The sequence below is a fragment of the Paenibacillus sp. MB22_1 genome (genome assembly GCF_047200555.1).
GTDB classification, from domain to species: Bacteria; Bacillota; Bacilli; order Paenibacillales; family Paenibacillaceae; genus Fontibacillus; species Fontibacillus phoenicis.
This window is the reverse complement of sequence record NZ_JBLADV010000002.1, coordinates 616,024-642,500: the sequence shown is the minus strand read 5'-3', so window position 1 is coordinate 642,500 and position 26,477 is coordinate 616,024. Positions and strand designations below refer to the sequence as shown.

Annotated in this window: 25 protein-coding genes and 2 rRNA genes (1 of these 27 running past the window's edge); 26 read left to right on the top strand and 1 reads right to left on the bottom strand. The window is 53.3% G+C overall.

Annotated elements, in window-relative coordinates:
• The 9 genes from ACL02P_RS14830 to pssA all read left to right on the top strand — a co-directional run.
• Positions 1–1,266, top strand: a 23S ribosomal RNA gene (locus tag ACL02P_RS14830); it begins 1,794 nt to the left of the window's first position.
• Between the two features lie 213 nt (positions 1,267–1,479).
• A 5S ribosomal RNA gene (gene rrf, locus ACL02P_RS14825) occupies positions 1,480–1,596 on the top strand.
• 754 nt (positions 1,597–2,350) lie between these two features.
• Positions 2,351–2,809, top strand: coding sequence for a CtsR family transcriptional regulator (locus tag ACL02P_RS14820; protein WP_260071826.1), 459 nt, complete (start codon positions 2,351–2,353; stop codon positions 2,807–2,809).
• Between the two features lie 71 nt (positions 2,810–2,880).
• Entirely contained in the window at positions 2,881–3,405 is a 525-nt protein-coding gene (locus ACL02P_RS14815; protein ID WP_016310686.1) for a UvrB/UvrC motif-containing protein, read from the top strand.
• 12 nt (positions 3,406–3,417) lie between these two features.
• The gene (locus tag ACL02P_RS14810; protein WP_009226606.1) at positions 3,418–4,476 is read left to right on the top strand and encodes a protein arginine kinase; all 1,059 of its coding nucleotides are present in this window, start codon (positions 3,418–3,420) and stop codon (positions 4,474–4,476) included.
• 33 nt (positions 4,477–4,509) lie between these two features.
• Positions 4,510–6,954 carry an ATP-dependent protease ATP-binding subunit ClpC gene (gene clpC / locus ACL02P_RS14805; RefSeq protein ID WP_009226607.1) on the top strand — a complete coding sequence of 815 codons (2,445 nt, stop codon included), beginning with the start codon at positions 4,510–4,512 and terminating at the stop codon, positions 6,952–6,954.
• 236 nt (positions 6,955–7,190) lie between these two features.
• A complete protein-coding gene (gene radA, locus ACL02P_RS14800; RefSeq protein WP_412837561.1) occupies positions 7,191–8,558 on the top strand; it encodes a DNA repair protein RadA in 1,368 nt (455 codons plus the stop codon).
• A gap of 13 nt (positions 8,559–8,571) precedes the next feature.
• Positions 8,572–9,648: a DNA integrity scanning diadenylate cyclase DisA gene (disA, locus tag ACL02P_RS14795; protein ID WP_028540159.1), complete on the top strand. Its 1,077-nt coding sequence runs from the start codon at positions 8,572–8,574 to the stop codon at positions 9,646–9,648.
• Positions 9,649–9,698: 50 nt separating this feature from the next.
• Positions 9,699–10,433, top strand: coding sequence for a CDP-diacylglycerol--serine O-phosphatidyltransferase (gene pssA, locus ACL02P_RS14790; RefSeq protein WP_412837560.1), 735 nt, complete (start codon positions 9,699–9,701; stop codon positions 10,431–10,433).
• A 124-nt stretch (positions 10,434–10,557) separates the two neighbouring features.
• Here the strand turns inward: pssA and ACL02P_RS14785 are convergent, their stop codons facing one another.
• A complete protein-coding gene (locus tag ACL02P_RS14785; protein WP_009226611.1) occupies positions 10,558–10,953 on the bottom strand; it encodes a hypothetical protein in 396 nt (131 codons plus the stop codon).
• 202 nt (positions 10,954–11,155) lie between these two features.
• Between ACL02P_RS14785 and ACL02P_RS14780 the strand changes: the two genes are divergently transcribed.
• From ACL02P_RS14780 to ACL02P_RS14700, 17 genes are all read left to right on the top strand, one after another.
• Positions 11,156–12,244: a PIN/TRAM domain-containing protein gene (locus ACL02P_RS14780; protein WP_009226612.1), complete on the top strand. Its 1,089-nt coding sequence runs from the start codon at positions 11,156–11,158 to the stop codon at positions 12,242–12,244.
• Positions 12,245–12,316: 72 nt separating this feature from the next.
• A complete protein-coding gene (gene ispD, locus ACL02P_RS14775) occupies positions 12,317–13,021 on the top strand; it encodes a 2-C-methyl-D-erythritol 4-phosphate cytidylyltransferase (RefSeq protein ID WP_412837559.1) in 705 nt (234 codons plus the stop codon).
• A gap of 98 nt (positions 13,022–13,119) precedes the next feature.
• Entirely contained in the window at positions 13,120–13,608 is a 489-nt protein-coding gene (ispF, locus tag ACL02P_RS14770; RefSeq protein WP_009226614.1) for a 2-C-methyl-D-erythritol 2,4-cyclodiphosphate synthase, read from the top strand.
• Between the two features lie 73 nt (positions 13,609–13,681).
• A complete protein-coding gene (gltX, locus tag ACL02P_RS14765) occupies positions 13,682–15,142 on the top strand; it encodes a glutamate--tRNA ligase (RefSeq protein ID WP_009226615.1) in 1,461 nt (486 codons plus the stop codon).
• 870 nt (positions 15,143–16,012) lie between these two features.
• Complete coding sequence (cysE, locus tag ACL02P_RS14760) at positions 16,013–16,672, top strand: serine O-acetyltransferase (RefSeq protein ID WP_036646399.1); 660 nt, start codon at positions 16,013–16,015, stop codon at positions 16,670–16,672.
• Between the two features lie 323 nt (positions 16,673–16,995).
• Complete coding sequence (cysS, locus tag ACL02P_RS14755; RefSeq protein ID WP_412837558.1) at positions 16,996–18,402, top strand: cysteine--tRNA ligase; 1,407 nt, start codon at positions 16,996–16,998, stop codon at positions 18,400–18,402.
• 269 nt (positions 18,403–18,671) lie between these two features.
• A complete protein-coding gene (locus ACL02P_RS14750; protein ID WP_009226618.1) occupies positions 18,672–19,049 on the top strand; it encodes a Mini-ribonuclease 3 in 378 nt (125 codons plus the stop codon).
• A gap of 31 nt (positions 19,050–19,080) precedes the next feature.
• Positions 19,081–19,833, top strand: a complete 753-nt coding sequence (rlmB, locus tag ACL02P_RS14745; RefSeq protein ID WP_009226619.1) for a 23S rRNA (guanosine(2251)-2'-O)-methyltransferase RlmB — start codon at positions 19,081–19,083, stop codon at positions 19,831–19,833.
• 4 nt (positions 19,834–19,837) lie between these two features.
• Positions 19,838–20,359 (top strand): NYN domain-containing protein, encoded by a 522-nt coding sequence (locus tag ACL02P_RS14740; protein ID WP_016310701.1) that lies wholly within the window; start codon positions 19,838–19,840, stop codon positions 20,357–20,359.
• Positions 20,360–20,517: 158 nt separating this feature from the next.
• Complete coding sequence (gene sigH / locus ACL02P_RS14735) at positions 20,518–21,171, top strand: RNA polymerase sporulation sigma factor SigH (protein ID WP_009226621.1); 654 nt, start codon at positions 20,518–20,520, stop codon at positions 21,169–21,171.
• A gap of 404 nt (positions 21,172–21,575) precedes the next feature.
• Positions 21,576–21,725, top strand: coding sequence for a 50S ribosomal protein L33 (rpmG, locus tag ACL02P_RS14730; protein ID WP_009226622.1), 150 nt, complete (start codon positions 21,576–21,578; stop codon positions 21,723–21,725).
• 21 nt (positions 21,726–21,746) lie between these two features.
• Positions 21,747–21,938, top strand: coding sequence for a preprotein translocase subunit SecE (secE, locus tag ACL02P_RS14725; RefSeq protein WP_009226623.1), 192 nt, complete (start codon positions 21,747–21,749; stop codon positions 21,936–21,938).
• A gap of 23 nt (positions 21,939–21,961) precedes the next feature.
• Positions 21,962–22,495, top strand: coding sequence for a transcription termination/antitermination protein NusG (gene nusG, locus ACL02P_RS14720; protein ID WP_009226624.1), 534 nt, complete (start codon positions 21,962–21,964; stop codon positions 22,493–22,495).
• Positions 22,496–22,586: 91 nt separating this feature from the next.
• Entirely contained in the window at positions 22,587–23,012 is a 426-nt protein-coding gene (gene rplK / locus ACL02P_RS14715; protein ID WP_036646403.1) for a 50S ribosomal protein L11, read from the top strand.
• Between the two features lie 149 nt (positions 23,013–23,161).
• Complete coding sequence (gene rplA / locus ACL02P_RS14710; RefSeq protein ID WP_009226626.1) at positions 23,162–23,854, top strand: 50S ribosomal protein L1; 693 nt, start codon at positions 23,162–23,164, stop codon at positions 23,852–23,854.
• 165 nt (positions 23,855–24,019) lie between these two features.
• Positions 24,020–24,934, top strand: coding sequence for a DUF4338 domain-containing protein (locus ACL02P_RS14705; protein ID WP_412836711.1), 915 nt, complete (start codon positions 24,020–24,022; stop codon positions 24,932–24,934).
• Positions 24,927–26,429: a transposase family protein gene (locus ACL02P_RS14700; protein ID WP_412836758.1), complete on the top strand. Its 1,503-nt coding sequence runs from the start codon at positions 24,927–24,929 to the stop codon at positions 26,427–26,429. The genes ACL02P_RS14705 and ACL02P_RS14700 overlap by 8 nt, the downstream gene beginning before the upstream one ends.
• Positions 26,430–26,477: the final 48 nt, after the last annotated feature.

Genomic DNA, 26,477 nt, shown 5'->3' with positions numbered 1-26,477 from the left:
ACACAGGTAGGCGAGAAGAGAATTCTAAGGCGCGCGGAAGAACTCTCGTTAAGGAACTCGGCAAAATGACCCCGTAACTTCGGGAGAAGGGGTGCCTCGGTAGGGTGAATAGCCCGAGGGGGCCGCAGTGAAAAGGCCCAAGCGACTGTTTAGCAAAAACACAGGTCTGTGCGAAGCCGCAAGGCGAAGTATACGGGCTGACGCCTGCCCGGTGCTGGAAGGTTAAGGGGAGCGGTTAGGGTTTAGCCCGAAGCTGTGAACCGAAGCCCCAGTAAACGGCGGCCGTAACTATAACGGTCCTAAGGTAGCGAAATTCCTTGTCAGGTAAATTCTGACCCGCACGAATGGCGTAACGACTTGGGCGCTGTCTCAACGAGAGATCCGGTGAAGTTTTAATACCTGTGAAGATGCAGGTTACCCGCGACAAGACGGAAAGACCCCATGGAGCTTTACTGCAGCTTGATATTGGACTTTGATACGATTTGTACAGGATAGGTGGGAGCCTAGGAAGCCGGAGCGCCAGCTTCGGTGGAGGCGCCGTTGGGATACCACCCTGATCGTATCTAGGTTCTAACCTGGTGCCGTGATCCGGTACGGGGACAGTGTCAGGTGGGCAGTTTGACTGGGGCGGTCGCCTCCTAAAGAGTAACGGAGGCGCCCCAAGGTTCCCTCAGAATGGTTGGAAATCATTCGAAGAGTGCAAAGGCAGAAGGGAGCTTGACTGCGAGACTGACAAGTCGAGCAGGGACGAAAGTCGGGCTTAGTGATCCGGTGGTACCGCATGGAAGGGCCATCGCTCAACGGATAAAAGCTACCCTGGGGATAACAGGCTTATCTCCCCCAAGAGTCCACATCGACGGGGAGGTTTGGCACCTCGATGTCGGCTCATCGCATCCTGGGGCTGAAGTAGGTCCCAAGGGTTGGGCTGTTCGCCCATTAAAGCGGTACGCGAGCTGGGTTCAGAACGTCGTGAGACAGTTCGGTCCCTATCTGTCGTGGGCGCAGGAAATTTGAGAGGAGCTGTCCTTAGTACGAGAGGACCGGGATGGACGCACCGCTGGTGCACCAGTTGTTCCGCCAGGAGCACAGCTGGGTAGCTAAGTGCGGACGGGATAAGCGCTGAAAGCATCTAAGCGTGAAGCCCCCCTCAAGATGAGATTTCCCAGTATGTAAGACCCCTTGAAGACGACAAGGTTGATAGGCCTGAGGTGGAAGTGCCGTAAGGCATGGAGCTGACAGGTACTAATCGGTCGAGGGCTTATCCAAAATTCACCCCAAAAAGTGAAGCGGAGGCTTCGGAGAGTACACCGAGTACTTTTCGGGGACCCCGGGAACTGAATAGGGCTAAAATGCAAATCTAGTTTCGTATCCAGTTTTCAAGGATTCAACCTTGAACCGATTTTTAGCTGCACGCCTTTTATAAGGTTTGATTTTTTGCTGAAGCTGAAGTGCGGAAGTAAAAGCAGCGAAAAAATCATGTTTGGTGGCAATGGCGGAGGGGTTCCACTCGTTCCCATCCCGAACACGACCGTTAAGCCCTCCAGCGCCGATGGTACTTGGACCGAAGGGTCCTGGGAGAGTAGGACGCTGCCAAGCAAAGAAGAAAGAGCACTGCCGATGATCGGTGGTGCTCTTTTTGTGTTTGACTTGTGCTTACCCCGAGCTGGAAACCTGCAAAAGTACAGTTTTTTTCGGAGAAATCTCGATTTCTCGGTCAAAGCCTGCAAAAGTGCAGTTATTTTTCTCGATTTAGGTCAATTCGAGCAAATCGGCGCAAAAAGCCTGCACTTTTGCAGGCATTCCAGGCAAAACGGCCACTCCCCCTCAAAATAACTGTATTTTTGCAGGAATCGCCTGAAGATGAAGGACACGCTGTGCTAAAGGCACCAACTGGGCTGTGTTCTCATACGCTTTAGCACGAATATTTTGTAAGCGTAAAGTCCACACTGGAACTGAAACTGTAGCCCCTCTTGGCAAATCATCAAATTATGGTATAATGTTTATAAAGTCAAAGAAAGTCAAAGTCAACAGAACAGAACCGGATCACAGTGCGCCCTATAGGTGATTACCTGCATCCGGTGCGATGCTCTTAGGCCATGACAGCGTCCGTTCTTGATGATGCGATGTGCCTCGCGGGCCATGACCAATTCGACGCGATAAGCATCTTATGTCATAGCAAGCGGCCAGCATCCGTTCTTGACGATGATATGTGCTTCTTCGCCCATGGCAAGCAACCGATTTTGACGATTGCGATGTGCCTCCAAGCCAAGACGCGCATCCATTCTTGACGACTTTTAGTGGTGTCAAACCGCAACATGAGATACACGTATGGAATAATGGAGGATGAGTGATGCGTAATATCTCCGATATCATCGAAAAATATCTCAAGAGTATTTTGCATGAAAGTCCTGAGGGGATTATAGAGATTCAACGTAACGAACTTGCCGACCAATTTTCCTGCGTGCCGTCGCAAATTAACTATGTCATCAGCACCCGTTTTACTCTGGAGAAGGGGTATCTGGTCGAGAGCAAGCGCGGCGGTGGCGGTTATGTTCGGATTCGGCGCCTGCAACTGCCGGGACCATCATCGCTGCACACCCACTTGCATGAATCGATTGGGGAAGAGATCGGGCAATCTGCGGCGGAAGGATTGATTTATCGCCTGGAGGAAGCCCGTATTTTGACCCCTCGGGAGGCCGCAATGATGCGCTCGGCGATATCCCGCGATGTGCTGGCAGTGAAACTGCCGTATCGCGACCAGATCCGGGCAAGAATGATGCGAGCGATGTTAATCTCATTGTTGAGTTAACAGCATGATGTAACACAAATACAGGTTTAAGGATCTGCTGTCTTAGTCTATCCCGTAAGGAGGGACGTGCGATGCAATGCCAAGAATGCGGCAAACGCCCGGCAACCTTGCATTTTACGAAAATCGTGAATGGTGAGAAGACGGAGTTTCACTTCTGTGAAACCTGCGCCAGGGAAAAAGGGGAGCTGATTCCCGGCACCTCGGGCGGCTTTTCGATTCATAACCTGCTGTCGGGCTTCCTTGATTTAGGCCCGGCGACCAAAGGTCAGATTTCCGGGCACAGCACACCAGAACATCTGCGCTGCGAAGAATGCGGTATGACGTATTCCCAGTTCAGCAAAATCGGGCGTTTTGGGTGCAGTTCTTGTTACAAATATTTTAATGATCGTCTGGATCCGCTGTTTAAGAAGGTCCACGGCAATACCGTTCATGTCGGGAAGGTGCCAAAACGGATCGGCGGTCATATTCAAGTAAAACGTAAGCTCGAGGATCTTCGCCGTGAGCTGCAATACCGGATCCTCCAAGAGGAGTTCGAGGTGGCAGCAGCGCTGCGGGACCAAATTCGCGAGCTTGAGAAGAACTTATCTGCAGAGTAGGAGGGATGTAGGGTGACCAATCTCCGATTTACCGAACAGCCGCTGAGCGAATGGATGAGCCGCAAAGGGAAAGAGTCCGATATCGTTATGAGCAGCCGGGTACGGATCGCCCGCAACATCCTGCACCATCCCTTCCCGATGTTGGCCACCAACACGCAATCGGAAGAGGTGCTGAAGCTTCTGCAGGGGGTTCTAAGCGATAAAGCACTCCAGGCTCACGGCAAGCTATACCCGGTGCTTCTTGCAGACTTGGATGAATTGGATAAACGAGTACTGGTTGAGAAGCATTTGATCAGTCCGAACCTGGCGAATGACTCCAGAAATGGAGCGGTCTTCATCAGCGAAGATGAGAGCCTGAGCATTATGGTGAACGAAGAGGATCATTTGCGCATCCAGTGTTTATATCCGGGGCTCCAGGTTCAAGAGGCTTGGGAAAAAGCGACGGCAATCGACGACATTTTCGAATCCCATGTGGATTATGCCTTCGACGACCGGCGCGGATACTTAACCAGCTGTCCGACGAATGTAGGAACCGGACTTCGTGCTTCGGTCATGATGCATTTGCCGGCACTGGTGCTGACGCAGCAGATCGGGCGGATTTTATCTGCGGTATCGCAGGTCGGCTTAACTGTCCGCGGGATCTACGGCGAAGGCAGCGAAGCGATGGGTAACTTGTTTCAAATCTCAAATCAGATTACACTAGGACAAAGCGAAGCTGAGATCATCGAAAATTTATACGGCGTGGTTCTGCAGATCATTCAGCATGAGAAGACGGCGCGTGAGAAGCTGATCAGCGAATCGCGGCTGCGCATGATGGACCGGGTGATGCGCTCCTACGGGATTTTGTCCCAGGCGTACATCATCGACTCGAAGGAAGCCGCCCAGCGGCTGTCGGATGTCCGGCTCGGCGTTGACTTAGGGTTAATCGAAGGCGTATCAACTCAAGCGCTAAATGAATTGAACGTCATGACGCAGCCCGGTTTTTTGCAGAAGAAATTTAGCAGCAGCATGTCCCCGGGGGAACGGGATATGTACCGCGCCAAACTCATTCGGGAACGAATGGGAAAATAACGGGTAGTACCAACTATGGAGGTGTAGGAGAAGATGATGTTTGGAAGATTTACGGAGCGTGCGCAGAAGGTGTTGGCACTAGCTCAAGAAGAAGCCGTAAGACTCGGACATAACAATATCGGTACAGAACACGTACTGCTCGGCCTGATCCGTGAAGGCGAAGGCATCGCCGCCAAGGCACTGATCGGATTGGGTCTGGGACTTGAGAAAATACAGGATGAAGTGGAAACGCTGATCGGCCGCGGACAAGAGCAACCGACCAATATCGCTTATACACCGCGTGCCAAGAAAGTGATCGAGCTGTCCATGGATGAAGCGCGTAAACTCGGCCATACGTATGTTGGGACAGAGCATATTTTGCTCGGCCTGATTCGTGAAGGGGAAGGCGTAGCGGCCCGCGTCCTGAACAACCTTGGCATCAGCTTGAACAAAGCGCGCCAGCAAGTGCTGCAGCTACTGGGCAGCAGTGAGGCCGTATCCAGCCATCACGGCACCCCAACGAACGTGAATACCCCAACGTTGGACAGCTTGGCCCGCGACTTGACAGCTGCGGCTAAAGAGGGCAATTTGGATCCGGTGATCGGCCGCAGCAAAGAAATCGAACGGGTGATCCAGGTGTTGAGCCGCCGGACGAAGAACAATCCGGTGCTGATCGGGGAACCCGGCGTCGGGAAAACAGCCATCGCTGAAGGTCTCGCGCAAAAGATCATCAACAACGAAATTCCGGAGACGCTGCGTGACAAACGTGTCATGACGTTGGATATGGGCTCCGTCGTTGCGGGGACGAAATACCGCGGTGAGTTTGAGGACCGCTTGAAAAAGATCATGGACGAAATTCGCCAAGCCGGGAATATCATCCTCTTTATCGACGAGCTGCACACGTTGATCGGAGCCGGCGGCGCAGAAGGCGCCATCGATGCTTCGAACATCTTGAAGCCGGCGCTGGCACGCGGCGAGCTGCAATGCATCGGCGCAACCACGCTGGATGAATACCGGAAATATATCGAAAAAGACGCCGCGCTGGAACGTCGTTTCCAACCGATCACGGTGGATCAGCCGTCGGTCGAAGAAGCGATCCAAATCCTGCACGGGCTGCGTGATCGCTATGAAGCGCACCATCGCGTGAAAATCACCGACGAGGCGATCGAGCAAGCGGTCAAATTGTCCGACCGCTACATCCAAGACCGCTTCCTGCCGGACAAAGCGATCGACCTGATTGACGAGGCGGGGTCTAAAGTAAGGCTCAACTCGTACACGGTACCGCCGAATCTGAAACAGCTGGAAAGCCGCCTGGAGGACATCCGCAAGGAGAAAGACGCGGCGGTGCAAAGCCAGGAATTCGAGAAAGCGGCGGCGCTTCGTGATACAGAACAGAAGATTCGCGAAGAGCTCGACACGACGAAGAACCAATGGAAAGAAAAACAAGGACGCACCGATTCCGAAGTTACGCCGGAGGATATCGCCCAAGTCGTTGCCAGCTGGACGGGAATTCCGGTTAACAAGCTGAAGGAAGAGGAAACCGAACGCTTGCTCAATATGGAGAAAATCCTGCATGAGCGTGTCATCGGGCAAGAGGAAGCCGTGAAGGCGGTCAGCCGGGCGATCCGCCGGGCACGTGCAGGACTCAAGGATCCGAAGCGTCCGATGGGCTCCTTTATCTTCCTGGGTCCAACCGGGGTAGGTAAAACCGAGCTGGCTCGCGCACTTGCCGAAGCGATGTTTGGCGACGAGAACGCCGTGATCCGGATCGACATGTCCGAGTACATGGAGAAACACTCCACAGCCCGTCTCGTTGGCGCACCTCCAGGATATGTCGGATATGAAGAAGGCGGCCAGTTGACCGAGAAAGTGCGCCGCAAACCGTATTCCGTTGTCCTGCTGGACGAAATCGAGAAGGCGCATCCGGAAGTGTTTAATATTCTGCTTCAAGTGCTGGAAGACGGCCGGTTGACCGACTCCAAGGGCCGTGTGGTCGATTTCCGCAACACGCTGATCATCTTGACCTCGAACGTGGGCGCTGATGCGATCAAACGCAATACACGTCTCGGATTCACCGCGGTTCAAGATGCGGGCGCGGATTACGAGAACATGAAGGGCAAAGTGATGGAAGAGCTGAAGAAGAGCTTCCGTCCGGAGTTCCTGAACCGGATCGACGAAATTATCGTCTTCCATTCGCTCGAGGAGCAACATATCGGTCAAATCGTCACCCTGATGTCCGAAGAACTGCGTAAACGCCTGCGCGAATACGATGTCGACTTTACGCTGACTGATCGGGCGAAGGCGTTCCTGGCGAAGGTGGGCTACGATCCTGCGTATGGCGCACGTCCGCTCCGCCGGGCAATTCAGAAGCATATCGAAGACCGACTGTCCGAAGAACTGCTGACCGGCAACGTGAAGAAAGGCGACTCGTTGACGATTGACGAAGAAAATGGTGAACTGAAGGTCGAACGTACGGGAACGTTCATCAAAAATGCGTAACTTGTGTAAAAAATGTAGTTAAATTCTACAAATCCGTAACGTTAAAGCCGATGAAATAAGTGAAAGGCAGCTTCCAAAGCGATGCTTTGGGGCTGCCTTTTTTAAATCCTGCCGCCATGGCGGCCGTGGTCTCATAGCTTTCGATCAAAGCGAAAGGGTGGTAAAATTTTAGTAACCCTAACGATACGGTGTCTGCTAAGTCTGTAAAATATTGCAGAGGCGAGAAGGAGAGATAAATGGTTAAAGTAAAACATAAGTTTTTTTGCTCCGATTGCGGTTATGAATCGCCCAAATGGTATGGAAAATGCCCGGGCTGCGGCGCTTGGAACTCCATGGTCGAAGAAGTGGAGAAACCCGTCAAAACGCAGGGAATGACTTCCGGGATTTTTCATGCGAAAGAAAAGCCGGAATCGATCATAAATATAGAGAGCGGCAAAGAACCGCGAATTCAAACGGGCATCGGGGAATTAAACCGGGTGCTTGGCGGCGGTGTCGTGCCGGGCTCGCTGGTCCTGGTTGGGGGAGATCCCGGTATCGGGAAATCGACCCTGTTGCTGCAGACCTCGCATGAAATGGCGCGCAGCGGCCTGAGAGTCTTGTATATCTCAGGGGAGGAATCCGTCCGCCAGACGAAGTTACGGGCGGAACGGTTGGGAGCCTTGTCTGCGGAACTGTTCGTCTTGTGCGAAAGCAGCATGGACGGGATCGAAGAAGCGATCGAACAGGTCAAACCGAATTTCCTGGTGATCGATTCGATCCAGACGGTTTACTTGCCGGAGGTTACCAGCGCTCCCGGAAGTGTATCACAGGTGCGGGAATGTACTGCAAGGTTTATGCGGATTGCCAAAGGGCAAGGCATTGCCACGGTGCTGGTCGGTCACGTGACCAAGGAAGGGGCGATCGCCGGACCGCGTCTGCTGGAGCATATGGTCGATTGCGTGTTGTATTTCGAAGGCGAACGGCATCATTCCTATCGGTTGCTTCGGGCCGTGAAGAACCGCTTTGGTTCGACTAACGAAATTGGCATTTTTGAAATGAACGAATCCGGCCTGGCGGAGGTGGCAAATCCGTCGGAGCTGTTTCTATCCGAACGGCCGCTCGGCGTGGCGGGCTCCACTGTCGTTGCCAGCATGGAGGGGACGCGCCCGATGCTGGTCGAGCTGCAGGCCTTGATTTCAGCCACCCATTTTCCTTCGCCAAGACGGATGGCCACGGGGGTAGACTATCAGCGGATGAACCTGATTATCGCCGTCCTTGAGAAGCGAATGGGGATGTTCCTGCAAAATCAGGACGCTTACGTCAACCTGGCCGGCGGGGTGAAGCTGGATGAACCGGCGGTCGATCTGGCCATCGCGGTAAGTGTAGCTTCAAGCTTCCGCGACATCCCAACGAAGCCGTATGACGTGTTCTTTGGAGAAGTTGGTTTGACCGGCGAAGTGCGGGCAGTTTCCCGGGCGGAGCAACGCGTGAAGGAAGCGGCCAAGCTGGGCTTTAAACGAGTCATTTTGCCGGAGAAGAGCATGAAAGGGTGGAAAGGTCCGCAAGGGATCCAATTAATAGGTGTAAATACCGTTGCAGATGCGCTAGCTGTTGCGTTAGATTAGGGGGCATTAGATGATGAAGGAAACTACCCATGCAGAGAAAATGAACGAATTGCTGAAACTTGTCGCACCGGGAACGGCTTTTCGTGACGGACTCGAAAACGTGTTACGGGCCAAAACCGGTGGTCTGATTGTTGTTGGTTACAGCCCGGAGGTCATGGAAGTCGTTGAGGGCGGCTTCTCCATCAACTGTGATTTCTCGCCGAACTATCTCTATGAGCTGGCCAAAATGGACGGAGCCATTATCCTTAGCGAAGACTTGAAGCGGATACTGTATGCCAATACTCAACTGATCCCCGACTCCTCGATCGCTTCCTCGGAAACAGGGATTCGGCACCGTACGGCTGAACGGGTGGCCAAACAGACCGGCAAGCTGGTTGTATCCATCTCCCAGCGCCGGAACATCATCACGCTGTACCAAGGGGGATTGCGATATGCCCTGAAGGAGATCGGCGTGATCCTAACGAAGGCGAACCAGGCGATTCAGACGTTGGAGAAATACCGCTCCGTTCTGAATCAAGCCTTAACGAACCTGACAGCTTCCGAGTTCGAGGAGCTTGTGTCCTTGCCAGAGGTGATCAACGTCATTCAACGGGTGGAAATGGTCATCCGGATCAAAATGGAGATCAAACGGTTCATCAATGAATTGGGAACCGAGGGACGTCTGATCAGTATGCAGATGGAGGAGCTGGTCAGCAACATGGAGGAAGAGGCATGGCTGTTGTATAAGGACTATGCCAAGGATGACAGCGATGAAGCGATTCGAGAAATTATTATGGGGCTGAAGCGCTCCACCGACGATGAACTGCTGGATGATAACCATATTACGAAGCTTTTGGGCTATCCTTCTTCCGCCGCAACTTCAGAGGAGTTGATCTCACCGCGCGGGTATCGGGTGTTGAACAAAATTCCGCGTTTGCCGAATGTCATCATTCACAACCTGGTCGAACGGTTTGGTCGTTTACCCAATGTGATGATGGCCAGCATTGAGGAATTGGATGAAGTTGACGGGATCGGCGAAGTGCGAGCACGCTCCATCAAAGAGGGGCTCAAACGCTTGCAAGAACAGGTATTCATTGACAGACAAATCTAAATCACCTATCATCAATGAATGGTTCAGGAATATCTACTCGAGGTGAAGAGATGATTACAAAATCCCTTCCGAACCTGTTTACCTTAGGTAACATGGTTCTCGGAACGCTGGCGATTCTGCTGGCAATGGAAGGCCGATTTAGCTTGGCCGCCATTATGGTAATTGTCGCGATGCTGCTCGATGGGTTAGACGGACGGGTTGCCCGTGCTCTGAACGCCCAAAGCGAGTTCGGCAAAGAGCTCGATTCCTTATCGGATCTCATTTCATTTGGTTTGGCTCCAGCACTGATTATGTACATGATTTCCTTTCACAGCATTCCTTCCGGCGTCGCTTGGGCAGTGACGATCATCTTCCCGATGTGCGGGGCGTTGCGGCTGGCCCGGTTTAACGTTCAGAAGGGAGCTCCCGGATACTTCATCGGGTTGCCGATTCCGGCTGCAGGCGGGGTTCTGGCAACACTGTCGCTGTTTTACCGGGAAATTTCGGCACCATACTTTGTGGTATCCATGATTCTGTTATCGTATTTGATGATTAGCACGGTAAGATATCCGAATTTCAAAAAGATCGGCTTACCAAAGAGAACCATCGTGTATACGCCGCTGGTTGTAATTTTTGCGGTGGTGATCGCCGTCGTATTTCCGGATCAGACAGCCAAGTTGATTTTTATCCCATTGGTCATTTACGCGGCATACGGTCTTCGGCAGAACATCAACCGGCTGCTTCGCCGCAAACATCAGGACGATGAAGACAATGATGCTCAAGAAGCGTATCGTCCCAAACGATGAGAACAACCAAACAACCCCACCAATAAGAAAAAAGGCATGGATCTCCCGCGGGCGGAAAGGATCGATGCCTTTTTGATTTCCTCTTACGATTGCATTTTCCCCATTACCTAAGTACAAGATACGCTTACGATAAGTTAAAAAACCCCAGCGTGGCGCATTTTTGCGATTCGCGCTCCACGATCTCTTCCATGTTAATATCCAGCAAATTGCAAAGGGCGGACATATAGAAAAGGTTGCGTCCAAGCTCATTAGTAATGACATCCCGGCAATTTTCGCACAGCTCACCATGGACGTGCTTGGCGATTGTTTCTTTCGCTTGCTGCAAATTCATGCCTGGTTCGAAGTCTTGTTTGGTGGCGTGCAGCTCGATGCAACCGCATTCGGTTACGGATTTGGTCACGGAACGGACGGCAGCGGCGTTGGTTTGTCCCATCTTCGACAAGACATCCAACAGGCTGCGGTGACGGAGCAACAGTTCAGAAACTTGGTCTTGAAAAGACTGTAGGCTTGGTGCGCTCATTTTCCATCCACCTCAATATTATGAATTGAATTCATTATATTCCACCTTTTCCTTCAAGATCAACCTGAAATCCCATCGTTATGGGGTGCATTTGGATTTTCGTTGGTACTTTTTTGGAAAAAAGTGAGGGTCCAGGATTAGGTGCTCTGAAATTGGTTCATACTGGCTAAAGAAGATACTTATTCAGGAGGTGAAGAGAGACGTGCTGAAAAAATACTCGATGATTCTAGCTGGTTTATGCGGGGCCTGGTTCGGTTATACGACCGGCGGCTTGTCCGGTGTGTTACCGGGGGCTGCGAGCGACTGGTTTCGCGAAATGAACCCGATCGCAGCTAATTTGATCTGGGCTGCGGCTGGTGCGCTACTGTTCTTGTTCCTGTTCTCTATGGCTGCAGACGTCGTTTCTTCCAAAGTAAAAACATGGATTGCCGCTTTAACGCGGATCCCGATGAATGAAATGGCTGCCGGTGCGGCCGGTTTGACTGCGGGACTTCTTCTTTCCTTAATGGTCTACCCCCTGCTGTCCTGGCTCGGCACGCTGGAGAGCATGGCGCAATTCGCGGTATCGGCGCTGTTTGGCTACATTGGGCTCTACGTTGGGCTGGCGAAGAAGGAAGAGCTGTCCTCGCTTTGGAAGTCCGGTAAATGGGGGGCTCCCGCTCCGGAAGAGGAGCGCTGGGCAGAGGAACACAAAATTTTGGATACGAGCGTGATTATCGACGGACGAATTGCCGACATCTGTAAAACCGGCTTTATCGAAGGAACGATTGTCATTCCGGAGTTCGTACTGGAGGAGCTTCAGCATATCGCCGATTCCTCGGATTTGCTCAAGCGAAACCGCGGGCGGCGGGGGCTGGATATCCTGAACAAAATCCAGAAAGAGCTGGACGTTAAGGTTATGATTTATGAAGGGGATTTCGAGGAAATCTCCGAGGTGGACAGCAAGCTCGTCAAACTGGCCAAGGTCCTGCAGGGGAAGGTCGTGACGAACGATTTTAACTTGAACAAGGTGTGCGAGCTGCAGGGCGTATCTGTGCTGAACATCAACGATTTGGCCAATGCGGTCAAACCGGTCGTGCTGCCTGGTGAAGAAATTATGGTTCAGGTGATCAAGGACGGCAAGGAGCACGGACAAGGGGTCGCTTACTTGGATGACGGGACGATGATCGTCGTCGAAGGCGGACGCGACTACATTGGCACCATTACGGAGGTGCTGGTGACCAGTGTGCTGCAGACCTCGGCGGGACGAATGATTTTTGCCAAACCAAAACTGTTGGAAAAAGCCCAGTAATTCGGTATGATGGAATTAACTGCGCTGCACTAGCTGCGGTGCGGTTGAATTCAGTTAAAGGTGAGGCAGATCATGATAGGGTTGCAAGCAAGCGGCGATACGGGAGTCATCGTGGTGGCGGCAGGCCGCGGCACACGGATGGGGACGGTGGAAAGCAAGCAGTATCTTCTGCTGGACGGGAAGCCGATCTTTATTCATACGCTGGAGGTGTTTCGGCGTCATCCGTTGATCTCGCAAATCGTGCTTGTCACCGGGAAGCAGGATGTGGACCGGTGCCGGTCATGGATTGCCGAATATGGCATAGGCGAACAAATACAAATTATTCCGGGCGGGGCTGAGCGTCAAGACTCGGTGCGCCAAGGCTTGCTGCATCTCAGCACGCCTTGGGTACTGGTGCATGACGGCGTCCGCCCTTTTGTCACGAGTGAGCAAATCACGGCTTGCTGCGAAGCCGTAAGAACGCATGGCGCGGCCGTCCTTGCCGTACCGGTGAAGGATACGATCAAGCAGGCGGACGCGCAGGGCTTTGTCGCAGCGACCCCGGACCGGCGCAGCCTGTGGGCGATACAGACACCGCAGGCTTTTCAGCGTACCGATCTGCTGGCGGCCCATGATCGGGCCGTGGAGGAAGGCTTCGTCGGCACCGACGACGCGATGCTGGTCGAACGGCTGGGCATCCCCGTCAAGCTGGTGGAAGGGGCCTATGACAATATTAAAATCACGACGCCCGAGGACCTGGATTACGCGGAGTTTATCCGGAGGAAGAGGCAGGGGTAAAGTTCATCGCGGAGCGACTGAGTGAATTCAAGATTCAATGTCGAGTTCACCTCCTCGAGCTGCTTCGTGATTAAAAGATGACTGGGAGAGGGTAGAGGATGTTTAGAGTAGGACAAGGCTTTGACGTGCATCAGCTCGTGGAGGGCAGGCCGTGTATTATCGGCGGGGTGCATATCCCATATGAGAAAGGCTTGCTGGGGCACTCGGACGCCGACGTGTTGTTGCATGCGATCAGCGACGCCATTTTGGGGGCGCTGGGGTTAGGTGATATCGGCCGCCATTTCCCGGATACCGATCCGGCGTTTAAAGATGCGGATAGCGTGGTATTGTTGCAGCGAGTATGGGATATGGCTATTGAGAAAGGGTACCGCATCGGCAACCTGGACGCAACGATTATTGCACAAAAACCGAAGATGGCCCCGCACATCCCGCAAATGGTGGAGGTTATTGCCCGCACCCTGGGCGCCGAGCCGGAGCTCATTAACGTAAAGGCTACGACCACCGAGCAGCTCGGGTTTGCTGGACGCGGTGAAGGCATTGCGGCGCAATGCGTTGTCTGTCTGGTTCAGAATGTGTTATCATCATAAGCTTGTGAGGTAGTATTTTCGCTAAAGGATAGAGCCTTGACGGCAACGTCTTAAAACTAGGGAGGGGATTGGAATGGCTGAAGTACGCGTGCGCTATGCGCCGAGTCCAACGGGTCATTTACATATCGGGAACGCCAGAACGGCGTTATTTAATTATTTGTTTGCCAGACATCACGGGGGGAAATTCATCATCCGCATCGAAGATACGGACGTGAAGCGCAACGTGGCCGGCGGTGAGGAGAACCAGCTGACCTACCTCAAGTGGTTGGGCATGGATTGGGACGAAAGCGTAGATGTCGGCGGGAACTACGGACCGTACCGGCAAACGGAGCGTCTGGATTTGTATCGCCCGCTGGTGCAGGATTTGCTGGACCGGGGGCTTGCTTATCGTTGCTACTGTACGGAAGAAGAGCTCGAGAAGGAACGCGAGGAGCAGATGGCTCGCGGCGAGACTCCGCGATACTCCGGGAAATGCCGTCACCTGACGCCGGAGCAACTGGCTGCATACGACGCGGAAGGCCGCCAATACAGCATCCGATTCCGTGTACCGGAAGGCCGTACGTTTACGTTCGACGATTTGGTGAAAGGGCCGATTTCGTTTGAATCCGACGTCAGCGGGGATTTTGTCATTGTGAAAAAAGACGGCATCCCAACCTACAACTTCGCCGTAGTGCTGGACGATCATCTGATGAACATCACGCACGTGCTGCGCGGAGAGGACCACGTGTCCAATACGCCTCGTCAGTTAATGATCTATGATGCGTTTGGTTGGGAACCGCCGGTATTTGGGCATATGACGCTGATCGTCGGGGAGAACCACAAAAAGCTAAGCAAACGCGACGAATCGGTCATTCAATTTATCGAGCAGTACGATCAGCTCGGTTATTTGCCGGAAGCGATGTTTAACTTTATCGCCCTGCTTGGCTGGTCGCCGGAAGGGGAAGAGGAGATTTTCAGCAAGGATGAGCTGATTTCGATCTTCGATGCGAACCGTTTATCGCGCAGCCCGGCGGTGTTTGATACGAACAAGCTGGCGCACCTGAACAATCATTACATCAAGAACGCCGATCCGAAGCGGATCGCTTCGCTGGCTATCCCGCATCTGCAACGGGCTGGACGGCTACCGGCCGAGCTGTCGCCGGAGCAACAAGCATGGGCCGAGGCGCTTGTTGCGTTGTATCAAGAGCAAATGACGGCTGCTTCAGATATCGTGGAGCTGTCGGAGTTGTTCTTCCGCAGCGAGCTGTCGGTGGACGAAGAAGCAGCTGCCGTGCTGGCCGAGCCGCAAGTGCCAAGCGTGCTGTCGACGTTCTTGGCTAAGGTTGAAGGCCTTGCCGACTTCAGCGTGGAGAACATCGGCGCCGCCATCAAAGAGGTGCAGAAAGAGACCGGCAGCAAAGGGAAAGGCCTGTTCATGCCGATCCGCGTGGCGTTGACCGGCCAAATGCATGGCCGTGACTTGAACCAGACGATTTTCCTGCTAGGCCGGGACAAGGTCGTTGATCGGTTGAAGGCGCGGATCGCCGCTTTGTAGGGCGCCGGGCGGCTAGGTCAAAGCTGACTTGGGAGAAGAGTTCACACGGTGCATATCGATATTGCGCTAACGCTTGCCACAGCACTTATTTAGGCGAAACGAACGAGTTTTCTGTTCTAACGCTTGTTAGTGTGCTTATTGTGGCAAATTATGCTCATTTCCTTGCTGAAATCAAGGAATAAGGTGTCTGGCAAGAGTTAGCGCTGAATGTACCCTTTTTTTGCTCGAATAACGTCTGTGATCAGCGTTAGAAGGGATACATTTTTTTCGGGCTACCATTGTCAGTAGGACGTCCATTAGGTAATATTAATGCAGATAGACCTTGCAACTAGAACCATGGCGGCAGACCGCCGTCTTTAGAGCCAAAATGGCATAGATCGGGAGAAGTACGCGATCAGCCGTATCGACCAGAGAGGATAACCGGGACCCTTCAGAGCGGACCACGCAAAGAAGATACCAGGCTGGAAGTTATCCGGATATGTGCTGGCGGAAATGCACCCGGGAGCCGCGAATGCGAACACGCCTTGAATGAGGCGAAGGTAGCTTTCGCCGTTTTGTCCGCGTTAAGGACCTTAAGAGGGAGGAGTCGGCTTAAGACAAAGGCTTGATTGAACCTGTGATGGGCATCAACCGGCCCCTGAGGCTAACTCATCCAAAGCAGAGTGGAACCGCGTCGTCAGGCGTCTCTGCAGCGTAAGCTGCAGGGGCGTTTTTTTTAGATATCAGAAAGTATAAACTTCGGGGGATTGGCATCCTGATATCGCAAGAAAAACTTCCGCTAAACGCGGTCTGTCTACTTTGAATGTACGTCGATAGACGTTTTTCTTATTAGGTATCTGTTTGCGATAGGAAAAGAAGGTGGGGAAGACTATGTTCAAGAGAATCCGATCCGATATCCAGGCGGTGTTCGACAACGACCCGGCGGCACGCAGCTGGTTCGAAGTGATCTTTACCTATTCCGGTCTGCATGCGATTTGGAGCCACCGGATTGCGCACTTTTTCTATCGTCACCGCTGGTATACGACGGCACGCATCATTTCGCAGGTCAGTCGCTTTTTTACCGGCATTGAAATCCATCCTGGAGCGCGAATTGGCAATCGGCTGTTCATTGACCATGGCATGGGCGTCGTCATTGGGGAAACTTGCGAAATCGGGGACGATGTGGTTATCTATCAGGGAGTCACGCTGGGCGGCAGCGGGAAGGAAAAAGGCAAACGGCATCCAACCGTCGGCAACAATGTTGTGATCGGTTCCGGGGCGAAGGTGCTTGGTTCGTTTAAGATCGGAGATCAGGCGAACATTGGAGCGAACTCGGTTGTCCTGAAGGAGGTACCTGCCGGCAGCACCGTGGTTGGCATCCCGGGGAAAGTGGTTCGCCAGGACGGAAAACGTCTGGACCGGCTCAGCCATCAACTGCCGGACCCGGTGGTCGACGCGATGCGCGAAATGCAGCGTGAGATTGAGCAATTGCGCAGCGAAGTTCGAGAGCTCAAGCAACAGCTGCGCGAGAAGCAGCCGACGGAGATGTGAACGGGTGCTGGCGGTCGAGCTTCCCGCGTCTAGCGGACTCTAGAGACGTTAATGTACTGGAATACGGGCTGTCTCAAACCTAACGGACAGAGATGACGTTATTTGCCCAAGATTGCTCGCTCTGTATGGGATTTTGGCGGAATAAGGCCGCTGGAGTCCGTTAAACCGGGAAATCCCCGGGAAATGAGACAATAAGGTCTCTGAGGTCCGTTAGCGATGGGGACCGATTCGACGCCGAGCCCACCCTTTGAGATACATCGTGATGGGAAGCCGATTGGAAAACTACCACAAGAAATCAACCTTACAGGGAAGGAAAGTGTAGTATGGGATTGCAGATCTATAACACCCTCACCCGGGCGAAGGAAGAGTTCGTCAGCCTGACGCCGGGGAAAGTGAAGATGTATGTTTGCGGACCTACCGTATACGGTTATATTCATATTGGAAATGCGCGGCCGATGATCTTTTTTGATGTGGTGCGCAGCTACCTGGAGAATCAGCGATACGACGTGAACTACGTCGTGAACTTTACGGATGTAGATGACAAGCTGATTCGCAAAGCAGAAGAGATGAACCTCACCGTGCCGGAAGTCGCCGAGATGTTCATTAAAGCCTATTACGAGGATCTGGACGGGCTGGGGATTCCGCGCGCCACAGCAAATCCGCGGGTTACGGAGAACATGGATGTGATCATCAACTTTATCCGCGACCTGGAGCAAAAAGGATTTGCCTATGAAAGCGGCGGGGACGTATTTTTCCGTACGCACAAATTCCCGGAATACGGCAAGCTGTCCGGTCAAAATATCGGCGAGCTGCAGTTCGGCATCCGCATCGACGTGGACGAACGCAAGGAACATCCGGAGGATTTCGTGCTCTGGAAAGCGGCCAAGCCCGGCGAAATCCATTGGAGCAGCCCATGGGGCGAAGGCCGTCCCGGCTGGCATATCGAATGCTCGGCGATGTCCCGGCAGCTGCTAGGGGACACGCTGGATATTCACGGCGGGGGCCAGGACCTGCAGTTCCCTCACCATGAATGCGAAGTCGCGCAGTCGGAAGCCGCCACTGGCAAGCCGTTGGCCAGATACTGGATGCATAACGGATATATCAATATCGACGGGGAAAAAATGTCCAAATCCCTGGGCAACGGCGTACTTGTCAAGGATTTGCGCGCACAATATAAACGGGAAGCGATCCGTTACTTCATGCTGTCGACCCACTATCGCAATCCGCTGAATTTCTCGGAAGAGACGATGCGGCAAGCTGAGCGCAGCGTGGAACGGATCAGCAACGCCGCGAACAACCTTCGTCATCGGCTGAATACGGCACCGCAGGGCGGCGAAACGAAGGTTACGCCGGAGTGGGCAGAGAAGCTGGAAACGATCCGCAATTTGTTCCATGCCAAAATGCAGGACGACTTCAACACCCCGGACGCGATTACGGCGGTGTTTGAGTGGGTGAGCGAGGTGAATGCGCTGCTGCAGCAGCCGGTGACGGCACGCGGCGATCTGGAAGCGGCGCTGCAGTTGTTCGAGGAGATGAACGGCGTGCTGCGCATCGCTTTGCCGCCGGAGACCGAACTGCCCGGCGAAGAGATCGAGGCGCTGATCGCGGAGCGGGCCGAAGCGCGGAAGGCCAAAAACTGGGCGCGCGCGGACGAAATCCGCGACCTGTTGGATGCCCGCGGCATCGTGCTCGAAGATACGCCGCAGGGCATGAGATGGCGGCGCAAATGAGCGGGCCGCATGAGCCAAGGGCCGGCGCAGGCGACCGGCATGGCCTAGGCACAGACGCCTGGCCGGGCCAAGACGCCGCCGCAGCGGCGCGGCCAGACCTAGCGGCCGCCGCGCCCAGCGCCGCCGCGCAATCCGCGGCGCCCAGCGCCGCCGCGCAATCCGCGGCTCCCGAGCCGCCGCGCGCCCCAGAGGGCGGTCCTGCGGCCCCCGAGCTCGGCGCACCCGCCGCGCTCTGGTTCCCGGATCCGCCCGCCAAGCCGGCTCGGCTGCTGCCGCCGCTCGCCCTCGCCTACATCGGCGACGCCGTCTACGAGGTCGCCGTCCGCCAGCACGTGATGGCCCGCCCGAACTTGCGGCCCCATCACCTGCATGGCCAATCGACGAAGTACGTCTCGGCCAAGGCCCAGGCGCGGCTGCTGGAGCGAATCGAGCCGCTGCTCACAGAAGAAGAGAAAGACGTTGTCCGCCAAGGGCGCAACGCCAAATCCGGCACGGTGCCGAAGAACGCCAACGTGCAGGATTACCGCCTTGCCACCGCTTTTGAGAGCTTGGTCGGTTATCTGTATTACACCGGAGCGCATGACCGCCTCCGCGAGTTGATCGCCCACGGGTTTGCCGATTTGGAGGACAATCGGGACCGTGACTAACAACGCGTTACCATTGCATAGGAGGATTCCGATGGAGGAACAAGAATGGATTGGCGGCAAGCATTCGCTGCTTGAAGCGCTGCATGCCGGCCGCACAATCAATAAAATATGGGTAGCCGAAGGCGCCCAGAAGCATCTCACCCAGCCGATCGTGGCTGAAGCGAAAAAACACGGCATTGTCGTGCAATTTGTGGACAAGCGCAAGCTGGACCAAATGGCGCCGGGCTTGCAGCATCAGGGCGTGGTCGCTCAAGTTGCCCCTTACGCCTACGCGGAAGTGGACGATTTGCTAGCCCGTGCGCAGGAACGCGGGGAACCGCCTTTCTTGCTGATTCTGGACGAGATCGAAGACCCGCATAATCTGGGCTCGATTCTCCGGACGGCAGAGTGTACCGGGGTGCATGGAGTGATCATTCCTAAACGCCGCTCGGCGGCGGTGACTGCCACCGTATCGAAAACCTCGGCCGGAGCGGTGGAGTACGTTCCCGTGGCACGAGTAACGAATTTGGTTCAGACCATGGAGCAATTGAAGGAAGCAGGCGTATGGATCGTTGGTACAGACGTAGGCGCAAAAGAAGAGATGTACCGCAGCGGCAACGTGCTGACTGGGCCGGTGGCGATCGTCATCGGCAATGAGAACAAAGGTATGGGACGCCTCGTTCGGGAAACGTGCGACGTCCTGGTCAAGCTCCCGATGAACGGACGGCTCAATTCCCTGAACGCCTCGGTTGCCGCCGGGGTCATTATGTACGAAGTGCTGCGCAGACGACGCGCTGAAGGATAAAGGCATGCGCGATGTGCGCGATGTGCTATTGGTTGACGGATACAATATGATCGGCGGCTGGCCCGAGCTGGCGGAACTGTCCAAGCGGGATCTGCAAGCCGCAAGGGACAGGCTGCTTGAGCGGCTCGCCGATTATCAAGCTTTTTCCGGGAGAAAGGTGATCGTCGTCTTTGATGCTTATCGGGTTCCGGGGCTGGGAAAGTCCTATACCCAAAACAAGGTGGAGCTGGTATTCACCAAGGAGAAGGAAACGGCGGACGAATGCATTGAACGGCTGGTCGGCGAGCTGAGCCACCGTCGCCGGCAAATCTATGTTGCCACGAGCGATATGGTGGAGCAGCATGTGATTTTTGGACAGGGCGCACTGCGGATTTCGGCCAGGGAACTCTTGATCCAGGTGGAGCAAAGCGAGAAGGAAATCCAGGCCAAAATCGCTGAGCGCAGCGCCAATTCCAGCCGCAATACGCTGGATGCCAAGCTAAGTCCGGAGCTGAGACAGTTGTTTGAACGATGGCGTAGGGAATGAAAGGGCATTCTCGAGTTCTACTACCATATACCCTTGACAAAGTTCGACTTTACATCTTTTGGTACTTTTGCGGTTGACGCTAGTATGCACCTTCATATATACTGTTCGTATTACTTGAATGAGTGACGGGGAACCGTGCGTTGCGGCCGGAGGGATTTGTGGTGAGTGTCAAACTCGATACATGGGTAAGGTTTGACTATGAGATCCAAAGTGACGAAGACATTGTCGAGGCGGTTCGGGAAGGCGACAGTGAAGCGTTGGAATACTTGATCAACAAGTATCGGAGCTTCGTGCGCGCTAAGGCTAGGTCTTATTTTCTCATCGGTGCCGACCGCGAAGATATCATACAGGAAGGCATGATCGGACTCTACAAATCGATCCGGGACTTTCGGGGGGATAAGCTTGCTTCGTTCAAAGCGTTCGCGGAGCTGTGCATTACGCGCCAGATCATTACCGCGATCAAGACGGCAACGAGGCAGAAGCATATTCCGCTGAATTCGTACGTTTCCTTGGACAAGCCGATCTACGATGAGGAATCGGACCGAACGTTGCTCGACGTCATTTGCGGCTCTCAGGTGAGCGATCCGGAAGAATTGATCATCAACCAGGAAGAGTTTACCGGCCTGGAGGACAAGATGTCCGAGATCCTCAGCGATTTGGAGCGCAAAGTGCTTATGCTGTATTTGGACGGAAGGTCCTATCAGGAGATCGCGGTGGATTTGAATCGCCACGTCAAATCGATCGACAACGCCCTGCAGCGCGTCAAGCGCAAGCTGGAGCGTTATCTGGAAGTTCGCGACGGCGGTATCTGAACTTATTCTTTTCATCGTAACGCTACATACCATTCAATAAGCAGACCCAAGGGTGACCTGGTTGCAGGGAACCCTTTTTTTACCACGACGACACGGTTCTTTACTTCCCCCACCAGAGGCGAAGCCGCACGGATTCGCTTGATACATCTGCTTTTTCTCCTTCACTTTGCTGAAGGGTTGTCCCCATCGATTTCTCTCCCCAGGGTTTATCTTCCAAAATCGTGAGCTATACTGTAAATAATCGTAGAGCATTAGCAGGATGCCTCGTTGACACGGGTTGTGCCATATGATAAAGTGTTTTAGGTAGGCCTAATTTTGTGTTTCCCTTTTTTAGGTGGCGAACATTCGATTTTAGGTCAATATAGAGACAGCTCATTAAAGAATGTCTTCGGGAGGTGCACATCATGCGGGTAATAATTACGTTGGCTTGTACGAATTGCAAACAAAGAAACTACACGACAACGAAAAACAAGCGTAACCACCCCGACCGCATGGAGATGAAGAAATATTGCAAGTTCTGCAACGAGCAAGTTCCTCATCGCGAAACCAGATAGTCCTTGGAGGTGTAGTCGCGCATGAAACGTAGTTTCAAGTCGTTGTTTTCTTTTTTCTCTGAGAGCTGGGCTGAGCTTAAAAAGGTTCGCTGGCCTAATCGTAAAGAGCTGACTAATTATACGCTGATTGTGCTCGGTACAATTACCGTTGTCGCGATTTATTTTTGGGTTCTGGACATCGGCATTTCTGCTGTGATCGAAGCGATAATTTAAGAAGGGTCCCTAGGTGGCTTGATATGGAAAAAAGATGGTACGTCGTTCATACCTATTCCGGGTATGAGAACAAAGTCAAAGCCAATTTGGAAAAACGCGTCGAGTCCATGGGCATGGAAGACAAGATATTCCGCGTTCTTGTTCCAATGGAAGAAGAAGTGGTGAACAAAGACGGTAAGAAGAAGACTGTCATGCGTAAAGTTTACCCCGGTTACGTCTTGGTGGAAATGATCCAAACCGACGATTCTTGGTATGTTGTTCGCAACACGCCGGGAGTCACCGGGTTCGTCGGCTCTACGGGTTCCGGTTCCAAGCCAACGCCGTTGCTCCCTGAAGAAGTGGATCAGATTCTGGCGCATATGGGCATGGAGGAACCAAAGCCGGTCATCGAATTTGAGCTCAAGGAAAATGTGCGCATCAAAGTTGGTCCATTTGCCAATTTTGTAGGCTCAATTGAGGAAATTCTGACCGACAAGAGCAAGGTTAAGGTTCACGTCAACATGTTTGGACGAGAAACCCCGCTTGAGCTGGATTACTCTCAGGTGGAGAAGATATAATTTTGCAGCTTCTAAAGGTTTCTTAGGGTTTCAAAGTGGGAGGGGCCGCAAGGCTTCCGTTTACCACTATTAGGGCAAGGAGGTGTTTTACATGGCGAAAAAAGTTATCAAAGTGGTAAAACTGCAAATTCCTGCGGGGAAAGCGAACCCTGCACCTCCGGTAGGTCCGGCGCTGGGTCAAGCAGGTGTCAACATCATGGCATTCTGTAAGGAATTCAACGCACGTACTGCCGATCAAGCAGGTTTGATCATTCCGGTTGAAATTTCGGTGTTTGAAGACCGCTCTTTTACATTCATCACCAAAACTCCACCGGCGGCCGTTCTGCTTCGTGTTGCAGCGAAGATCGAGAAAGGTTCTGGCGAACCGAACAAGAAGAAAGTGGCTACCGTGAAACGCGACACCGTTCGTCAAATCGCGGAGCAAAAAATGCCTGATCTTAACGCAGCATCCGTTGAAGCGGCTATGCGTATGGTTGAAGGTACTGCCCGCAGCATGGGCATCGCGATCCAAGACTAATCTTGGTCGAATGGATGAAATTTCTTAATCTGAATTCACGTGATTAAATTTCATCCTCGGATGGAGTTTTATAGATGAGCGAAGCTTGTTTATATGACCCATCAACAGTGGGAGGAATTTCCGCTAATACCACATAGGAGGACGAATTCATGGCTAAACACGGTAAGAAATACCTGGAAGCCGCTAAGCTGATTGACAGCGAAGCGACGTATGAGCCTTTGGAAGCCGTTGAACTGGTGAAGAAGGCAGCGACTGCAAAATTCGACGAAACCGTTGAAGCTGCAGTTCGTTTGGGCGTAGACCCTCGTAAACAAGACCAAGCCGTTCGTGGTGTCGTTGTTCTGCCGCATGGCACGGGCAAAACCCAACGCGTATTGGTATTCGCCAAAGGCGACAAAGCGAAGGAAGCAGAAGCAGCCGGAGCAGATTTCGTCGGCGATCAAGACATGATCAACAAAATCCAACAAGGCTGGTTCGAGTTCGATGTCTGCGTAGCTACACCGGACATGATGAGCGAAGTTGGTAAACTCGGCCGTCTGCTCGGTGGTAAAGGCCTTATGCCTAACCCGAAAGCAGGCACAGTTACGTTTGACGTAGCGAAAGCCGTTCAAGAAATCAAAGCCGGTAAAATCGAGTACCGTCTGGACAAAGCGGGTCAAATTCATGCGCCAATCGGTAAAGTATCCTTTACTGCCGAACAATTGAATGAGAACCTCAAGGCTCTCATCGACGCATTGAACCGGGCTAAACCGGCCGCTGCGAAGGGCGTTTACTTGAAGAATATCGCGATTTCTTCGACCATGGGCCCAAGCGCTCGCGTAAATACAGCTGCTTACAGATAATACCTTTCGTTCTTGACGGCAGTACTGACGCATGAAACTGAGATGTAACATTTGACGCGGGTTTTCATAGATCGTCGAAAAAACTTTTTCGCAATCCCGTGCTGGACAAGGCAAAAACACTATGCGATAATAGTGTGGGAACCTGTGGGGGGGGGCGAAATCTTTATGACTCAGGACTCGGAGCTGTTAGCTGGACGGATATTTACCAAGCAAGAGTTGGAAGATATCAAGTACATCGTACGCCGGTTCAAGCACTTAACCCGAACAGAGTTGGCACATACCATCTGTGAGGGGCTTGAATGGTTCGCTCCTAACGGAAAGTATAAGCGAGATGCCTGTATGGCATTGCTTGAGAAGTTGGAAGCCAAGGGTGAGATTGTTCTTCCGGCAAAGCGGAAGACGGTCGTTCGTAATCCTTATGTTCCTTTCGCGCAAAGTGATGAACTTCAGGAGCAAGCAGTTCTTTCCGGCACTGTATCTCAATATGCCCCAATCGCTTTGGAACCCGTTCAAGACCAAGCCGATGTTCGCCTTTGGAACAGTTTCATTGAACGTTACCACATGCTGGGCTACAAACGCCCGTTTGGCGCCCATCAGCGCTACTTTATCTGGTCAAGCGCCGAACCGAAGCGTCGGCTCGGATGTCTGCTGTTTTCTGCGTCGGCATGGGCCTTGGCTGAACGCGACAACTGGATTGGCTGGAGCAGGGAAGACCGCAGCCAGCGTTTGCATCTGGTCGTGAACAATACTCGGTTTCTCATCTTTCCATGGGTGAAGATCAAGAACCTGGCGAGCAAAGCGCTGGCGATAGCATCATGCCAAATCGTCGTCGATTGGCAGGAGCGATACGGCTATGCACCCGTACTGCTGGAGACATTCGTGGACACGGCGCATTACGCAGGGACGTGTTACCGGGCGGCCAATTGGATCGATCTTGGTCTTACCGCCGGACGGGGGCGCATGGACCGAACACACGAGCATGCGCTAAGCCGGAAACGCATCTTTGTCTATCCGCTGCGGCGGGATTTTCGAGCGCAGCTGTGTTCGCTGCCCGTATCCGGGGGTGAGCGGGATGAGTAAACCGGTGTCCGCAGCCCAGTTACGCCGCAAAGCCAAAAGAAGAAGCCAGAAGATGCTCCGAGTCCGTCAGCAGAAGCAGGGCATAGCCATGCCGCGTAAAGCAACGCTTCCGAATCGCAACAGCATATGGAAGACGCCGGAAGAGGAAAAGGCGGGAAGACAGCAGGCGGTGGAGGGAACCCTGAACGTATTCCGGCAACTGCTGCCGGGGCTGCTGCATGACCTGGGGAAGATCGAGGATCCGCGCCATCCCAACAAAGTCAAGCACAAGCTCACCGTGCTGATGCTGTACGGGATACTGGCGTTTGTGTTTCAATATGCGTCGCGGCGGGAAGCCGGACGCGAGATGAGCCGTCCTGTGCTGTACGAGAATCTAAAGGCGTTGTTTCCCGAACTGGAAAGTTTGCCGCATCACGATACGCTGTGCCGGTTGCTGGAGCGGATCGAAGTACAGGAGATTGAGCAGGCGCACCTGAAGCTGCTTCGGCGGCTCATCCGAAGCAAAAAGTTTCGAAACGATCTGGTGAAGAAACGATATCTGATCGCGGTAGACGGCACACAAAAATTGGTGACGCAAACGTGTTTGTCCGAAGAGCAACTGCACCGGAAACCGGGCGGCAAAGAAGAGCCGGAATACTATGTGTATCTGCTGGAAGCGAAGCTGGTGTTTCCCAGCGGGTTGGTGTTGCCGCTGATGAGCGAATTTCTGGATAACACGGTCGATGAAGGGAGCAGCAAACAGGATTGTGAATTAAAGGCGTTTTACCGGCTGGCGGCACGACTGAAAGCGGCGTTTCCCCGCTTGCCCGTGACGCTTCTGCTGGATGGCTTGTATGCCAACGGTCCGGTGATGGCGCTTTGCCGCAAAAACCGGTGGGAATTTATGATCGTGCTGCAGAACGATTCGCTGCTGAGCGTATGGAAGGAAGCACATGCGCTCATGAAGCTCCATCCGGAGCAGACCGTCACCCGCACTTGGAAGGGGAGAGCCCAGACATTCCGGTATACGAATGACATCGAATACGTTTATGGCTCCAATGAACGGTTGAAGCAGACCGTACACGTCGTCGTCTGTGAAGAAACGTGGGAAGAAGCAGATGAGCAGGCCAAGATCGTCACGAAAACCTCCCGCCATGCCTGGCTTTCCAGCGAACCGCTCCATGAGCGCAACCTGCATGTGCGTTGCAACGTGATGGCCCGGAGCCGCTGGGGACTGGAGAACGACATCCTGCAAGAGAAACGGCAAGGGTACCAGTACGAGCATGTTTTCGCCTATGATTGGAACGCGATGAGAGGATACCACTACCTTATGCATCTGGCCCATTTGATGAATGAACTGGCCGGACTGGTTGAAGTTGTGGCGGCATTAACTTCTCAGTTCGGCATTCGCGGATTTCTTCGGCTGCTGCGGGAAACGATTGCGAGTCCGTGGTTAGACCTCGTACGGATGCGGGAACTTCAGGAACAGAAGAGGTACCTGCGTTTTGCTTCATGACCTGCAAATGTGCATAAAGAATCCAAGAGTGCGACGCAACACGTCTGT